The sequence below is a fragment of the Hydrogenophaga palleronii NBRC 102513 genome (assembly GCF_001571225.1).
In the GTDB taxonomy this organism is placed as follows: Bacteria; Pseudomonadota; Gammaproteobacteria; order Burkholderiales; family Burkholderiaceae_C; genus Hydrogenophaga; species Hydrogenophaga palleronii.
In genome coordinates, this window is the sequence record NZ_BCTJ01000002.1 from 1 (window position 1) to 16,089 (window position 16,089).

The 16,089-nt window shown below is 68.3% G+C and carries 11 protein-coding genes; 8 read left to right on the forward strand and 3 right to left on the reverse strand.

Annotation, left to right across the window (positions count from 1 at the left end):
• Window positions 1-182: 182 nt before the first annotated feature.
• Both HPA01S_RS02485 and HPA01S_RS02490 read right to left on the reverse strand, forming a co-directional pair.
• Complete coding sequence (locus HPA01S_RS02485; RefSeq protein ID WP_066266234.1) at window positions 183-1,763, reverse strand: benzoate-CoA ligase family protein; 1,581 nt, start codon at window positions 1,761-1,763, stop codon at window positions 183-185.
• A gap of 106 nt (window positions 1,764-1,869) precedes the next feature.
• Window positions 1,870-3,447 carry a 3,4-dehydroadipyl-CoA semialdehyde dehydrogenase gene (locus tag HPA01S_RS02490; protein WP_066266235.1) on the reverse strand — a complete coding sequence of 526 codons (1,578 nt, stop codon included), beginning with the start codon at window positions 3,445-3,447 and terminating at the stop codon, window positions 1,870-1,872.
• A 177-nt stretch (window positions 3,448-3,624) separates the two neighbouring features.
• Between HPA01S_RS02490 and HPA01S_RS02495 the strand changes: the two genes are divergently transcribed.
• From HPA01S_RS02495 to HPA01S_RS02530, 8 genes are all read left to right on the forward strand, one after another.
• The gene (locus HPA01S_RS02495) at window positions 3,625-4,563 is read left to right on the forward strand and encodes a helix-turn-helix transcriptional regulator (protein WP_066266239.1); all 939 of its coding nucleotides are present in this window, start codon (window positions 3,625-3,627) and stop codon (window positions 4,561-4,563) included.
• A 151-nt stretch (window positions 4,564-4,714) separates the two neighbouring features.
• Complete coding sequence (gene boxC, locus HPA01S_RS02500; RefSeq protein WP_066266242.1) at window positions 4,715-6,382, forward strand: 2,3-epoxybenzoyl-CoA dihydrolase; 1,668 nt, start codon at window positions 4,715-4,717, stop codon at window positions 6,380-6,382.
• A 138-nt stretch (window positions 6,383-6,520) separates the two neighbouring features.
• Window positions 6,521-7,948 carry a benzoyl-CoA 2,3-epoxidase subunit BoxB gene (boxB, locus tag HPA01S_RS02505; RefSeq protein WP_066266244.1) on the forward strand — a complete coding sequence of 476 codons (1,428 nt, stop codon included), beginning with the start codon at window positions 6,521-6,523 and terminating at the stop codon, window positions 7,946-7,948.
• 142 nt (window positions 7,949-8,090) lie between these two features.
• Entirely contained in the window at window positions 8,091-9,395 is a 1,305-nt protein-coding gene (boxA, locus tag HPA01S_RS02510; protein WP_066266250.1) for a benzoyl-CoA 2,3-epoxidase subunit BoxA, read from the forward strand.
• A 220-nt stretch (window positions 9,396-9,615) separates the two neighbouring features.
• Window positions 9,616-10,233, forward strand: coding sequence for a DUF3305 domain-containing protein (locus HPA01S_RS02515; RefSeq protein WP_066266251.1), 618 nt, complete (start codon window positions 9,616-9,618; stop codon window positions 10,231-10,233).
• Between the two features lie 2 nt (window positions 10,234-10,235).
• Entirely contained in the window at window positions 10,236-10,943 is a 708-nt protein-coding gene (locus HPA01S_RS02520) for a DUF3306 domain-containing protein (RefSeq protein ID WP_066266253.1), read from the forward strand.
• Window positions 10,903-12,975 (forward strand): 4Fe-4S binding protein, encoded by a 2,073-nt coding sequence (locus tag HPA01S_RS02525; protein WP_066266255.1) that lies wholly within the window; start codon window positions 10,903-10,905, stop codon window positions 12,973-12,975. Before HPA01S_RS02520 ends, HPA01S_RS02525 begins: the two co-directional genes overlap by 41 nt.
• A 17-nt stretch (window positions 12,976-12,992) precedes the next feature.
• Complete coding sequence (locus HPA01S_RS02530; protein WP_066266722.1) at window positions 12,993-13,613, forward strand: TorD/DmsD family molecular chaperone; 621 nt, start codon at window positions 12,993-12,995, stop codon at window positions 13,611-13,613.
• Between the two features lie 321 nt (window positions 13,614-13,934).
• On the opposite strand, the gene HPA01S_RS02535 is transcribed toward HPA01S_RS02530, so the two are convergent.
• A complete protein-coding gene (locus HPA01S_RS02535; protein WP_066266256.1) occupies window positions 13,935-16,046 on the reverse strand; it encodes a sensor histidine kinase in 2,112 nt (703 codons plus the stop codon).
• Between the last annotated feature and the right edge of the window lie 43 nt (window positions 16,047-16,089).

Consider the following 16,089-nt stretch of genomic DNA (forward strand, 5'->3'; position numbering starts at 1 on the left):
TTGTTCCCCGCGCCCCTGCGCTGCTCAGCCCGGTCTGACGGCAGGGGAGCGGGGCCGGGGCCGGGGCCGGGAACGGGAACGGGCTTCCTCTCCGGCGTGCTTGTCTTGCTCCCTCTCCCTCTGGGAGAGGGCTGGGGTGAGGGCCCGCGCGCCAGTGGCTGGATCAACGCCTGGTCAACGCCTCACGCCGCTCCGCTGTCGAGCTCGCGCAGCTTGAAGCGCTGGATCTTGCCGGTCGCCGTCTTCGGCAGCTCTGGCAGGAACTCGATGAAGCGCGGGTACTTGTAGGGCGCCAGCTTGCTCTTCACGAAGGCTTGCAGCTCGCTCTCGTTCACCACAGCGCCGGCCTTGAGCACCACGAAGGCTTTGGTCTTGGTCAGGCCGTCGGCGTCGGTCTTGCCGATCACCGCGGCTTCGAGCACGGCGGGGTGTTGCACCAGCGTGGCTTCCACTTCGAACGGGCTCACGTAGATGCCGCTGACCTTCAGCATGTCGTCGTTGCGGCCGGCATAGGTGCAGTAACCGTCAGCGTCGCGTGTGTATTTGTCGCCGGCTTTGGTCCAGCCGCCCTGGAAGGTGTCGCGGGTCTTGTCGCGGTTGTTCCAGTACATCAGCGCCGCGGTCGGGCCCTTGATGTAGAGGTCGCCGATCTCGCCGTCGGCCACCGGTTGGCCGTCTTCGCCGCGCAGCTCGATCTCGTAACCCGGTACCGGCTTGCCGGTGGTGCCGTAGCGCACGTCGCCGGGGCGGTTGGAGAGGAACACGTGCAGCATTTCGGTGGAGCCGATGCCGTCGATGATCTCGACGCCGAAGTGGTCCGTCCAGCGCTGGCCGATGTCTTGCGGCAGCGCCTCGCCCGCCGAGGAGCACAGGCGCAGGGCAACCTCGCTCTTCTTCGGCAGGTCAGGGCTGGCGAGCATGCCGCCGTAGCCGGTGGGCGCGCCGTAGAACACCGTGGGCTTCTGCTCCGTGAAGCGTTTGAAGCAGGCCTGCGGTGTTGGCCGTTCGGCCATCAACACCACGCTGGCGCCCACGCTGAGCGGGAAGGTCAGCGCGTTGCCCAGGCCGTAGGCGAAGAACAGTTTGGCGGCGGAGAACACCACGTCGTTCTCGCGCAGATTCAGCACGGCCTTGCCATACAGCTCGGCGGTCCAGTAGAGGTTGGCCTGGGTGTGCACCGCGCCCTTGGGCGCGCCGGTGGAGCCGGACGAATAGAGCCAGAAGGCCGGCTCGTCGCCATGCGTGTCGGCCGCCTCAGTGGCGGGCGCGTGGCTGCCGACCAGGGTGTTGAAATGGTGCACGCCATCGGGCAGGGCCTCGCTGGAGCGTGAGGCGATGATGTGTTTCACCTCGTGCCCACCCTGTGCGCCGAGCTTGTCCAGCGCGGTCTGCAGTGTGGGCAACAGCGCGGCCGACACCAGCGCGGCCTGGGCGCGGCTGTTGGCCATCATGTATGCGTAGTCCTGCGCGGTCAGCAGGGTGTTCACTGCCACCGGCACCACGCCGGCGTGCAGCGCGCCGAGGAAAGCCACCACCCAGTCGCTGCTGTCGTGCATCAGCAGCAGCACACGTTCCTCACGGCGCAGGCCGAGCGCCGTGAGCGCGGCAGAGAAGCGCCGCACCTGGTCGTCGAGCTGGCCGTAGGTGAGCGTGCCCTGGTCGTCGATCAGCGCGGTCTTGTTCGCACGCTGCGCGTTGACGTCGAGCAGGTGGCGCGCGAAGTTGAAGCGCTCGGGCGGGGCTGCGACGGTGGTTGTGGTCATGGGGCTTGTCTCCTGCGGTGTTCGTGGATTGTCCGACGCCCTCCCGTTTGGGGGAGGGTGGGGTGGGGGCTCCCTCAGCCATCCCCCTGCGGGGGAGGGCGCGAATTCAGAGCTTCAACGCGATGGCAGATGCCGCCAGCACGTCCAGCGCCGCGCTGCTTGCCTGCACCGCGCTGCGGCGGTGGTAGAAGCCCAGCGCGCGCAGGCCGCCGAGTTCTTCGCCACCACCCGCGCGGCCGGGGCCGCCGTGCAGCGACATGGGCATCACGTTGCCATGGCCGGTCTGGCTGGCTGCCACGTCGGGCGAGATGGCGTGCACGCGACCATGGGCCGAGCCGAGTTCGAGCGCAGCGCTGGCGGTGAAGGCCGGGTCGGCGCTGTAGACCGAGCACACCAGCGAACCTTCGCCACGGCGGATGAGTTCGTAGGCCTGTTCGATGCTGTCGTAGGCCATCAGCGTGGCGACCGGGCCGAACACCTCGACCTCGTGCAGCACCTTCGCCTTCGCCGGTTCGCGCGAGCCGAGCAGCACCGGGGCGACGCAGGCGGCCACGGCGGCATCGGCATCGACCAGGGCGGCACTGGCGCCGTCGAACAGCACTTCCGCCTCGGCGCGCAGCTTGGTGATGCCTTCGAGCACGCTGGCCTTCTGTTCCTGGCTCACCAGCGAACCCATGCGCACCGTCTCGTTGCGCGGGTTGCCCACGCTGGTCTTGGTGAGCTTGGCGCCAAGGGCCTTGGCCACGTCGTCGTACAGCGCGCGCGGCACGAACACGCGGCGGATGGCGGTGCACTTCTGGCCGGCCTTCACCGTCATCTCGCGCACCACCTCGTTCACCAGCAGGGTGAAGGCTTCGCTGTCGGCGGTGGCGGCCGGGTCGAGCAGGGCGCTGTTCAGGCTGTCGGCTTCGATGTTGCAACGCACCGAACGTTCGGCCACGGCTGGGTGGCTGCGGATGATGCGCGCCGTGTCGGCCGAGCCGGTGAAGGACACCACGTCGAACGGTTGCAGCTGGTCCATCAGGCCGGCGGACGAGCCGCAGACCACCGACAGCGCGCCGGGCGGCAGGATGTTGGCGTCGATCACGTCCTTCACCATGCGCTGCGTGAGCCAGGCGGTGGCGGTGGCGGGCTTGATGATCACCGGCACGCCCGAGAGCAGGGCGGGCGCGGCTTTTTCCCACAGGCCCCAGCTCGGGAAGTTGAAGGCGTTGATGAACAGCGCCACGCCGTGTGTGGGTTGCAGCACGTGCTGGGTCTGGAACACCGGGTCCTTGCCCATGCGGATGCGTTCGCCGTCGAGCAGGGCGCGTGCGCTGCCCAGGGCTTCACCCTGTTTGGCGTAGTAACCCAGCGTGAAGATGCCGCCGTCGATGTCCACCGCGGAATCCTTGGTGGTGGTGCCGGAGTTGGCGGTGGCGATTTCGTAATAGGCGTCGCGGTTGGCCTGCAGCACCTTGACGATGGCAGCCAGCATGCCGGCGCGTTCGCCGTAGCTCAGGGCGCGCAGGGCCTTGCCGCCCTGTTCGCGCGCGAAGGCGAAGCCAGCGGCGAGGTCCAGCCCGGCGCTGCTCACGCGGGCGAGCTCGGTGCCGAGCACCGGGTCGAACAGGGGCGTGCCGGCGCCGCTGCCGGTCTGCCATTGGCCGCCGAGGAAGTTGGGGAGCAGGGGGGAGGTCGTCATGGCTTGTCTCTCTCGGGGAATGGGTCGGGTCCCCCGCACTGGTTGCGGGAGGCGAATGGCGCTATAAATGCATTATCTTGCGTTTTGCGAAGTATGCATTAAAGTGCACGTCTTGGCGCTTGGCAAGCCCCTCCCGTGTTTACCCTGCCGGCACCACCCTAGAAAGGTCTGCACCCCATGGACGTCGACGATACCGGCGTGATGGCCTCTGGCGAGGTCAAACCTCCCGCTGTGGAAGAGGAGCGCCACCCCTTTCTGGTGGCGCTCGGCGAACGCGTGCGCACCCTGCGCTCGCGCCGCGGCATGACGCGCAAGGCGGTGGCGATCGCGGCCGATGTGTCCGAGCGGCACCTGGCCAATCTGGAGTACGGCACGGGCAATGCCTCCATCCTGGTGCTGCTGCAGGTGTCTCAGGCGCTGCAGTGTTCGCTCGCCGAATTGCTCGGGGATGTGAGCACAAGCTCACCGGAATGGCTGCTGATTCGTGAGCTGCTGGAAAAACGCAACGAGGCCGACCTGCGTCGGGCGCGGGTCGCCATCGGCAGCCTGCTGGGCGGCGGTGCCGCCCCCGGCGGCGACCCCGGGCGCAAGGCGCGCATCGCGCTCATCGGCCTGCGTGGCGCGGGCAAGTCCACGCTCGGCCAGCGGCTGGCGGACGACCTGGGTTTTGCCTTCATCGAACTCAGCCGCGAGATCGAGAAGTTCGCCGGCTGCAGCATCAACGAGATCCATTCCCTCTACGGCACGCCGGCCTACCGCCGCTACGAACGCCGGGCGCTGGAAGAAGCGATCCAGATCTACCCCGAGGTGGTGATCGCCACGCCGGGTGGCCTCGTCTCGGACGCGGCCAACTTCAACCTGCTGCTGTCCCACTGCACCACCGTCTGGCTGCAGGCCGACCCGGCCGACCACATGGGCCGCGTGGCCGCGCAGGGCGACATGCGGCCCATGGCCGCGAGCCGCGAGGCGATGGAAGACCTCAAGCGCATCCTGGCCGGGCGCTCGGCGTTTTATTCCAAGGCCGACATGGCTTTCGACACCAGCGCCTACAACCTCGAGGACGCGTTCGCTGCGCTGCGCAGCCAGGTGCGCGATGCGCTGGGCCTGGTGGAGTGACATGCAGAAAAGTGCATTGACGGTTTCGGGTTGGTGAACTATTATTCACATCACCAGGTCCGGACCGGCGTTTGAGTGCAGGTTGTCGGCCTGATTCCGCCGCAGCCACCTGCGGATGCCCCAGACCCGAGACCCTGCCAGGAGACACCCCATGAACGCCACCGCGACCCCGACCACCGTCGACTACCGCACCGACCCAAGCCAGTACCGCCACTGGAAGCTCTCTTTCAACGGCGACGTTGCCACGCTGGCGGTGGACATCAACGAAGACGCCGGCATCCGCCCTGGCTACAAGCTCAAGCTCAACAGCTACGACCTGGGTGTGGACATCGAACTGCACGACGCCCTGAACCGTGTGCGCTTCGAGCACCCCGAAGTGCGCACCGTGGTCGTCACCAGCGGCAAGGACCGCGTGTTCTGCTCCGGCGCCAACATCTTCATGCTCGGCCTCTCCAGCCACGCCTGGAAAGTGAACTTCTGCAAGTTCACCAACGAGACCCGCAACGGCATTGAAGACTCGTCCAAATACAGCGGCCTGAAGTTCGTCGCCGCGCTCAACGGCGCCTGCGCCGGCGGCGGTTACGAGCTGGCCCTGGCCTGCGACGAAATCGTGCTGGTGGACGACCGCTCCTCCGCCGTGTCCCTGCCCGAAGTGCCGCTGCTCGGCGTGTTGCCCGGCACCGGTGGCCTGACCCGCGTGACCGACAAGCGCCACGTGCGCCACGACCTGGCCGACATCTTCTGCACCACCAGCGAAGGCGTGCGTGGCCAGAAGGCCGTGGACTGGCGCCTGGTCGACTCCATCGCCAAGCCGCAGCAGTTCGCCGCCCACGTGCAGGAACGTGCCGCCGCGCTGGCCGCGAAGAGCGACCGCCCTGCCGCCGGCAAGGGCGTGGCCCTGCCGCGCGTGGAACGCACCGACAGCGCCGACGGCATCAGCTACCAGTATGTAAACGTCGCCATCGACCGCGCCAAGCGCAACGTCACCCTGACCGTGAAGGCCCCGAGCGGCGCGCAGCCGGGCGACATCGCCGGCATCGAGGCCGCTGGCGCCAGCTGGTGGCCGCTGCAGATGGCGCGTGAACTCGACGACGCCATCCTCAACCTGCGCACCAACGAACTCGACATCGGCACCTGGCTGCTCAAGACCGAAGGCGACGCCGCGGCCGTGCTGGCCAGCGACGCGCTGATGGTGGCCAACCAGAACCACTGGCTGGTGCGCGAGACCCTGGGCCTGATGCGCCGCACCTTCGCCCGCCTGGACGTGTCCTCGCGCAGCCTGTTCGCGCTGATCGAGTCCGGCTCCTGCTTCGCTGGTTCGCTGGCCGAGCTGGCCTTCGCCGCCGACCGCGCCTACATGCTGGCCCTGCCGGACGACGCCGCTGCGGCACCCAAGCTGCAGCTCGGTGAGTTCAACTTCGGCTTCCTGCCGATGGTCAACGAACAGTCGCGCCTGCAACGCCGCTTCTACGAAGAGACGGCACCGATGGAAGCCGCGCGCGCCGCGGTGGGCCAGGCGCTGGACGCCGACGCCGCACTGGCCCTGGGCCTGGTGACCGCCTCGCCCGACGACATCGACTGGGCCGACGAAGTGCGCATGGCGCTCGAAGAACGCGCGGCCATGTCGCCCGACGCCCTTACCGGCCTGGAAGCCAACCTGCGGTTTGCGCAGAAGGAAAACATGGCCACCCGCATCTTCGGCCGCCTCACCGCCTGGCAGAACTGGATCTTCATCCGCCCCAACGCCGTTGGCGAAAAGGGTGCGCTCAAGGTCTACGGCAAGGGCGACAAAGCCGCCTTCGACTTCAACAGAGTTTGAGGCCCCCCTGCGCCGCCTGCGGCGTCTTCCCCCCAGGGGGACGGCGCCTCGGGCCGGCCCAGCCGGACCCCCGTCGCCCCTTGACCCTCGTTCCTCGATCCGTGTCTTCCCACCGATAACCGCCCCAGGAGAACCGCCATGTCCAGCATCAACTACAGCGAAAAGATCCCCAACAACGTCAACCTGAGCGAAGACCGCACGCTGCAGCGCGCGCTCGAAGGCTGGCAGCCCAACTTCATCAACTGGTGGGACGACGTGGGCCCGGAAGGTTCGACCAACCACGAGGTGTACCTGCGCACCGCGGTCAGCGTAGACCCGCAAGGCTGGGCCCAGTTCGGCCACGTGAAGATGCGCGACTACCGCTGGGGCATCTTCCTGAACCCGGGCGACGCCGAGCGCAAGATCCACTTCGGTGACCACCTGGGTGAGAAAGCCTGGCAAGACGTGCCTGGCGAACACCGCGCCAACCTGCGCCGCATCATCGTCACGCAGGGCGACACCGAGCCGGCATCGGTCGAGCAGCAACGCCACCTGGGCCTGACCGCGCCCTCGATGTACGACCTGCGCAACCTGTTCCAGATCAACGTCGAAGAAGGCCGCCACCTGTGGGCCATGGTCTACCTGCTGCACAAGCACTTCGGCCGCGACGGCCGTGAAGAAGCCGAGGCGCTGCTGCAGCGCACCTCGGGCAGCCAGGACAACCCGCGCATCCTGGGTGCGTTCAACGAGAAGACGCCCGACTGGCTGGCCTTCTTCATGTTCACCTACTTCACCGACCGCGACGGCAAGTTCCAGCTCTCCGCGCTGGCCGAGTCCGCGTTCGACCCGCTGGCCCGCACGACCAAGTTCATGCTGACCGAAGAAGCCCACCACATGTTCGTGGGCGAGAGCGGCGTCTCGCGCGTGCTCACGCGCACCGCGCAGGTGATGAACGAACTCAAGACCGACGACCCGCAGAAGGTGCGCGCCGCCGGCGCCATCGACCTGGGCACCATCCAGCGTTACCTGAACTTCCACTACAGCGTCACCATCGACCTGTTCGGCGCCGACCAGTCGAGCAACGCCGCCATCTTCTACAGCTCGGGCCTGAAGGGCCGCTACGAAGAAGGCAAGCGCACCGACGACCACATCCTCAAGGGCCAGACCTACAAGGTGCTGGAAGTCAAGGACGGCCAGCTGTTGGAGAAGGACGTGCCCATGCTCAACGCGCTCAACGAAGTGCTGCGCGACGACTTCATCAAGGATTCGGTGGCCGGCGTGAACCGCTGGAACAAGGTGCTGGAGAAAGCCGGCATCCCGACCCGCCTGACCGTGCCGCACAAGGCCTTCAACCGCCAGATCGGTGCACTCGCCGGCATCAAGATGTCGCCCGAAGGCCAGGTGGTCAGCGAGGTCGAATGGGCCGCACGCAAGAACGAGTGGTTGCCGTCGCCGGAAGACTTCGCCTTCGTTGCTTCGCTGATGGGCCGCGTGGTCGACCCCGGCAAATTCGCCGGCTGGATCGCCCCGCCCGTCATGGGCATCAACCGCCAGCCGGTGGACTTCGAATACGTCCGATTCGGTTGATGGACTCCCCCCGCGCCGCGCCTGCGGCGCGTCACCCCCTCCAGGGGGCGTCGCCTGCGGGCCGGGAAACCCGGACCCGCGGCGACCTTGATTTGATCCCTCCCTCTCCTACACTGTCTCAAGCCCCCACGGAGACACACACATGAACGCTGTTGCCGAACTTGCTGTCATCAAGCAGCACCTGATCGATCCCGAGATCTGCATCCGCTGCAACACCTGCGAAGCCACCTGCCCGGTGCAGGCGATCACGCACGACGACAACAACTACGTGGTCGATGCCGCCAAGTGCAACCTCTGCATGGCCTGCATCTCGCCGTGCCCGACCGGCTCGATCGACAACTGGCGCACCATGCCGCTCGTGCGGGCCTACACGACCGAAGAGCAGCTCACCTGGGAAGAGCTGCCGGCCGAGTTGCCGCCGGAAGAGCTGGAAGGTTTTGCGGAGGCCGATGCCGACGTGACGCCCGCCCCGGCACCAGCCGCCGCGCCCGCCGTGGTGGCAGACGCCGGCAGCGGCCAGGAGGTCTTCAACTCGTCGGCCTTTGGCGCCACGCTGCCGCCGTGGTCGGCGGCGCACGCCTTCGTCAACCTGTACGGCCCCAAGGCGAACCAGAAAACCGTCACCGCCACCGTGGTCGGCAACGTGCGCGTGACCGAGGTCGGCAAGACCGCCGGCAGCGACTACGACACGCACCACATCGTGCTCGACTTCGGCGCCATGCCCTTCCCGGTGCTGGAAGGCCAGAGCGTCGGCGTCGTGCCACCCGGCACCGACGCCAAGGGCCGCACCCACCATGCGCGCCAGTACTCCATCGCCAGCCCGCGCAACGGCGAACGCCCCGGCTACAACAACCTCTCGCTCACCATCAAGCGCGTGCTGGAGGACTACCAGGGCAAGCCGGTGCGCGGCGTCGCCAGCAACTTCATGTGCGACCTGAAGGTGGGCGACAAGGTGGAGGTGATCGGGCCGTTCGGCACCAGCTTCCTGATGCCCAACCACCCGCGCTCCAACATCGTGATGATCTGCACCGGCACCGGCAGCGCCCCCATGCGTGCCATGACCGAGTGGCGCCGGCGCCTGCGCGCGTCGGGCAAGTTCGAGGGTGGCAAGCTGATGCTGTTCTTCGGCGCCCGCACGCAGGAAGAGCTGCCGTACTTCGGCCCGCTGCAAAGCCTGCCGAAGGATTTCATCGACATCAACTTCGCCTTCAGCCGCACGCCGGGCCAGCCCAAGCGTTACGTGCAGGACGTGATGCGCGAGCGCGCCGCCGATCTGGCGGCCCTGCTGCAGGATCCGAACACCTGTTTCTATGTCTGCGGGCTGAAGAGCATGGAAGAGGGCGTGGTGCTGGCGCTGCGCGACGTGGCGCAAGGCGCCGGCCTGCAGTGGGACACGCTGGGCGACACGCTCAAGCGCGAAGGCCGGCTGCATCTCGAGACGTACTGACGTCCCCCCCCGCGCCGCGCCTGCGGCGCGTCACCCCCCAGGGGGCGACACCTGAGGCCCGGCAAAGCCGGTTCCTCGGTGTCCTGGTTTGGGCGCGCTGGCGTGCCAAGGTTCAGGGTTTCCCCGCGCATGCCGCAGCGCGGGGCGGGGTGAAACGGCCTGAAGGGCACTTCTCCCGGGGGTATGGCTTACAGTCGGTCTTCGTATGAAGATTGAACATATGTCGCCCTCCGCCCGCCAACGCCCCGCCATCGAAGTGGATGTGGTGATGCGGCGCGAGCCCGTCATCGGCCCCATGAGCCGCTGGCAGGCCTGGCGCTGGGTGCTGGCCGACGTGATGGTGCGCAGCGATCCGGAGCAGACCGGCCCGCAGGCCGCGCACACCTCGCACGAACCGCAGGCGGTGGAGCCGGTGGACGCCACCGGCAACGATGGGCAGGCCACGCACTGGTTGTTCCCCGGTTTTCGCGTCGAGCTGTTCCGCGACGACGCCGAGGGTTACCTGCTCAACGTCCACAGCCCGCAGCCCTGCTTCTGGGTCTTCTGGCGCGCCGACGAAGAGCGCCTGCTGGACGGCGAACCCATGGCCGTGCCGCAGATCGTCACCCTGAGTTACCACGACGCCGGCCGCTGGCTCGACGCCCAGGAACGGGTCGACCAGGTGCCCGCGCCGCCCGAGGTGGTGGAATGGTTGCGCGCTTTTGTCGACGTGACCTACCAGCCCGAGCCGAAGAAACGCAAGCGCCCGGACAGCTTCAAGCCGCTCACCGACCGCTTCGGCCAGCCGGTGCGCATCAGCACCGAAAAGATCCGTGGCGGTGGGCCACCGGGACGCTGAACATGGCGACGGACGACGACAACGGCAGTTTCTTCTCGCGCTGGTCGCGCCGCAAGGTGCAGGTGCGCTCGGGCGAGCCGGTGGCGCCCGAGGCGCCGGCCGCGGTGGCTGCACCGGTGCCCGTGCCTGCGGCCAGGGTGGCCGCACCCGTTGCGCTGGATGCGTCTGCGCCTCCAGCCACCGAAGCGCAAGCCGAAGTGCAAGGCGAAACGCAGGCCGAAGCCCCGCCCGTGCTCACGCTGGACGACGTCGCCCGCCTCACGCCCCAGTCCGACTATTCGGCCTTCGTGGCCCGCGATGTGCCCGCCAACGTGCGCAACGCCGCGGTGAAGAAGCTGTTCACCGATCCGCACTACAACGTGATGGACGGGCTCGACATCTACATCGACGACTACTCCAAGCCCAGCCCGCTGTCGGCCGCCGAACTGGCCAGCATGGTGGGCGCGCGTTTCCTGAAGCTGGTGGACGACCCCGACGAGGCCAAAGCGCCCGCAGCGGCCACCGGCAGTGCATCCCCGAACCACACACCCACACAACAACAAGCGGAAACGGCCGAACAACAGGCCGCACCCGACGCTGCCGGCGACCCCCTCGCCGGTGACTCCCCCGTGTCCGACACACCGGAACACCCCCACGATGACCACGCTGATCTGCAATTGCAACGAGACGATGTCCCTGAACCCCCGGGTTCTGGGCGACGCACTGGATGAAGACCTGACCCTGCACACCAGCCTGTGCCGCCGCGACGCGCCCGCCTTCCAGAAGGCCAGCCGAAACGGTGACGAGCTGGTGGTGGCCTGCACGCAGGAGAGCCGTCTCTTCACCGAACTGGCGGAGCAGACCGAGGGCGCAGTGCCGCTCGACGTGCGCCCGATCCACTTCGTCAACATCCGCGAAACCGGCGGCTGGGGCCGCGAAGGCGCGCGCGCCATGCCGAAGATGGCCGCACTGCTGGCCGCGGCGCGCCTGCCCGATCCCGAGCCGGTGCCCACCGTCACCTACAAGAGCGAAGGGCGGCTGCTGATCATCGGCGCGCTCGACCAGGGCGAACGCATCGCCGCGATGGTGGGCGACGTGCTGCAGGTCAGCCTGATGGCCACCGGCGGCCGTGGTGCGCAGGAGCGCCGCTACCCGGTGATCGCCGGTGCGCTGCAGCAGGTGCGCGGCTGGCTCGGCGCGTTCGACGTGCAGTGGAGCGCCAACAATCCGATCGACCTCGACCTCTGCACGCGCTGCAACGCCTGCCTGTCGGCCTGCCCGGAAGACGCCATCGGCACCGACTACCAGATCGACATGGCCAAGTGCAGTGGCCACCGCGCCTGCGTGAAGGCCTGCGAGTCGGTCGGCGCCATCAACTTCCAGCGCGAGCCGCAACAACACAGCGAGCGCTTCGACATCGTGCTCGACCTGCGCGACGCGCCGGCCTTCAGCCAGCACGCGCACCCGCAAGGCTATTTTCACCTGGCCGGCGGCCTGAACGCCGACAGCGCCATGGCCACCGTGATCCAACTGCGTGAGCTGGTGGGCGAATTCGAGAAACCCAAGTTCTTCACCTACAAGCAGAAGCTGTGCGCGCACGGCCGCAACGGCACCGTGGCCTGCAACGCCTGCGTCGAGGTCTGCTCGGCGCTCGCGGTGTCCAGCGACATCCAGCGCAACCAGATCGTCGTCAACCCCAACCTCTGCGTGGGCTGCGGCGCCTGCACCACCGTGTGCCCCACGGGCGCACTGACCTACGCCTACCCACGCGCCAGCGAGCAGGGCGTGAAGCTGCGCACCCTGCTGGCCACCTACGCCAAGGCCGGCGGCCAGGACGCGGCCGTGCTGCTGCACAGCGACAAGGCCGGCACCGCGCTGGTGGGCGAGCTGGGCCGCAGCGCCTCGATGCAGCGGCAGCGCGTGCGTGGTGTGCCTGCGCGCGTGATCCCGCTGCCCCTGTGGCACAGCGCCTCGGTCGGGCTCGATGTCTGGCTCTCGGCCTTTGCCTATGGCGCGTCCCAGGTGTGGGTGCTGATGACCGGCGAAGAAGCGCCGCAGTACCGCGATGCGGTGCGCGAACAGATGGCGGTGGCCCAGGCCATCGTCACCGGCCTGGGCTACAGCGGCCAGCACTTCCGCCTGATCGAGGCCAGCGACCTGACCGCGCTGGACGCCGCACTGGGCGACGCACCCGCGCAGACCGTCAAGCGCCGCGCCACCTTTGCCATCCAGGCCGAGAAGCGCGCCACCGTCGAGCTCGCGCTCGACCACCTGCTGCAGGACAGCGCCAGCCAGCGCAGCAACACCGCGGAAGCCATTGCGCTGCCCGGTGCATCGCTGCTCGGCACCATTGCCGTCAACAAGGACACCTGCACGCTGTGCCTGAGCTGCGTGAGCGCCTGCCCGGCGAACGCGCTGCAGGACAACACCGAGCGGCCCCAGCTGCGCTTCATCGAAAAGAACTGCGTGCAATGCGGCCTGTGCGCCAGCACCTGCCCGGAAGACGCCATCACGCTGCAGCCGCGCCTGCTGCTGGGCGAGCAGCGCAAGCAGTTGCGTGTGCTCAACGAGGCGCAGCCCTATCACTGCATCCGCTGTGCCAAACCGTTCGGCACGCTCAAGGGCATTGAAGTGATGCTGGCCAAGCTCTCGGGCCACGCCATGTTCCAGGGCGAGGCGCTGGAGCGCCTGAAGATGTGCGGCGACTGCCGCGTGGTGGACCTGTATTCCAACCCGGACGAAGCCCGGATTCACGACCTTTGAAGCAAGCGCACGCCGCCATGAACAACGCCATTCCCGTCTCGTCCTCGTCGCTGGACGAAGAAACCGCCCGCGCCGAGGTCTACGGCCTGCTGGCCGCGCTGTACTACGCGCCGCCGCCGGCCGAGCTGATGTCGCAACTGCGTGTCGCCGTCACCGAAGCACCCGCTGCCGGTGGATTCCTGGAAGAGCCCTGGCGCGAGGTGGTGGCCGCCGCGCGCGCACTGAGCGACGACGAGGTGGCGCAGGAGTACGACGCCCTGTTCGGCGGCGTCGGCCGGCCCGAGGTGTACCTGTTCGGCTCGCACTACCTGAGCGGCTTCCTGAACGAGAAGCCGCTGGCCATCCTGCGCACCGACCTGGCCGCGCTCGGCCTGGCGCGCGACGAGACCATGCCCGAGACCGAAGACCACGTGGCCTACCTGTGCGAGGTGATGCGCTATCTGATCGCCGGCGACGATGTGGCGGTGGCCAACCTGACGCAGCAGCAGGCCTTCTACACCACCCACCTGCAGCCCTGGCTGCCGCAGCTGTGCGACGCCATCGCGGCGCACCCCAAGGCGCATTTCTATGCCGCGCTGGCCGGCTTCACCCGGGCCTTCTTCAACGTGGAGACCCAGGGTTTCGACATGCTGGTGTGACGGGATGGGGGCGCGCTGAGGTCTCGTTCAAAGACCTCGCGCCAGGCCGGTGGCGGCACCCGCCTGCTCCGGCCTTGTCGCGGGTGTCTGCCCGGGTCCGCCTGCAGCACGGTGTCAACGCCTTGGCGGGTGCTCAGCCTCTGTGGCAACCGCGAACGAGGGCCTGCGCATGCGGGCACCACCACCGTCCTGCAACGCACCTGTGCATGCAAACGTTGGTGTGCCTGTCACGCCGTGCACCCGCGACAAGCCGGCGACTGGCTGGGCCGGGCCACGCGACCACCCAGCCCCCTTGGCGCGAAGCCTTCCGCGCAACAGAGCTCAAAGCCCCCCAGGCCGCCCATCCCCGGTCGGCGCGGCGGCAGGTGCCTGCGGTTCGGTGAGCAGGGACACGCAGAACGAAGCGCCCGCGGTGCCCTCGCGGTTGGTGGCCGTGATGTGCCCGCCGTAGCGCTCCACCAGCCCCTGGCTGATCCACAGGCCCAGGCCGTTGCCGTCGTTGCGGGTCGTGAAGAAGGGGCGGAACAAACGCTCCAGCACGGCGGGTGAGAGCCCCGCGCCGCTGTCCAGCACCCACAGGCGCACGCCCGGGCGCCCTTGCGGGTCGGTCCAGTCCTGCGTTTCCAGGCGCAGCACACCGCCCTGCGGCATGGCCTGGATCGCGTTGATCAGCAGGTTGATCACCACCTGCTGCAGCTCCTGCCGGTTGCAGCCCACGCGCCGCGTGGCATGTGACTCGCGCTGCACCTCGATGCGCGTCTGCGCCAGCAGGTGGCCCACCAGCACCAGGCAGTCGTCCAGCGTGCGGTGGATGTCCAGCGCCTCGACATACCCGGCGTACTCGGTGGGCCGCGCGTACTGCAGCAGCTGCGTGACGATGATGCGCATGCGCTCCACCTGTTCGTCCAGCAGCTGCAACTCGGCGCGCACCGGGCGACCGGCCTCGCCCAGCGTTTCGCGCATCAAATCCAGGTTGCCCTGCATCACCGCAATCGGGTTGTTGATCTCGTGCGCAATGCTCGCCGTGAGCTGGCCGATGGCGGCCAGCTTCTCGCTCTTCACCAGTTGCTGCTGCGCCAGCTGCAGCGCCGCGTTGCTGGCCTCCAGCTCCTGCGTGCGCTCGGCCACCTTGTGGTCGAGCTGCTCGCCCCAGCGCTGCAGCGCGGCGGTCTTGTCGTCGATGGTGTCGAGCAGTTCGTCCAGGTGGCCGGCCAACGCGCCGAGTTCGTCGCGCGCGGGAATGGCGCCCACACGCGCCTGCGTCTGGCCTTCTTCCACCAGCTGCATGGTGCGGTTCATGCGCTGCACCGGCTGGAAGATGCTGCGCGCCCAGCGCAGCGAGAACCAGGCCGAGAGCGCCATCACGCCGAGGAAGATCAGGCCCATCACGCCGAGCATGGCGTAACGCACCAGGCGAAAAGGCGCTTCCAGGTAACCGACGTAGAGCATGCCGATGCGCTGGTCGTGCGCGTCCAGCAGAGGCTCGTAGGCCGAGACGTACCAGTCGTTGACCACGAAGGCGCGGTCCAGCCAGGTCTGGCCGCGCTCCAGCACCGCGTCGCGCACGGTCTGCGAGACACGCGTGCCGATGGCGCGCTGGTCCTGGAACAGGCGCACGTTGGTGGTGATGCGCACGTCGTCCATGAACAGCGTGGCCGTGCCCTGGCTGCCGAAGGGCAGGGAGCCTTCGGGGTAGACGATGCGGTTGATGTGGTCGATGAAATCCAGGTTCTGGTTCAGCAGCAGGCCACCGGCCAGCACGGCGATGGTCTGGCCGCTGGCGTTGCGCACCGGGTGGGTGGAGAGCATCACCAGCGCGCGGTGCTCGGCGTCGCGCGTGTCGGGTGCGGCGTTGCGCGTGGCCACGAGCGGAATGCGCAGGCGTGCCGCGAGGTGTGGTGCGAGCGCCTCCAGTTCGTCAGGCCCGAGCACCAGCAGCCTGGCGTTGGCGCTGGTGCGGCTGACGTTCAGCGAATCGCCGAGCGCAGGCGGCATCAGCGGAGCCGGTGCGGCCGTGTCTTCCCGGCCCTGGCCGGTGGGCACGGCGCGCGCCAGCGACCGGCCTTGCGGGTCATAGAGCAGCAGGAAATCCAGGCCGAGTCGCTCGCGGCCGAGCGCGAGCTGCTGGTTCAGCGCCTGCCCCCGGTCTGGCTCTGGCGTGGCGGCGTGCAGGGCTGTGTAGAGCGACTGCGAGGCGGCCACGCCCAGCGTGCCCGAGCCCACCTCGCTGAGCACCTGTTCGAAGTACCCATGCGCCACCGCCAGGTCGCTGCGCACCTTGGTGATGAGCAAACGGTCGTACGCCACATTGCCCCACAGGGCCAGCGCGATCACCAGCATCGGAAACGCCACCAGCAGCGGCAGCAGCGCCATCGCCAGCAGCTTGTTGCGGACCGAACCGGCCAGCCAGCGGGGCGTGCGCCAGACGCTCATGCGGAATGTTTCCCCATCCGGAGGCGCGCGAAGCGCGGCGGGG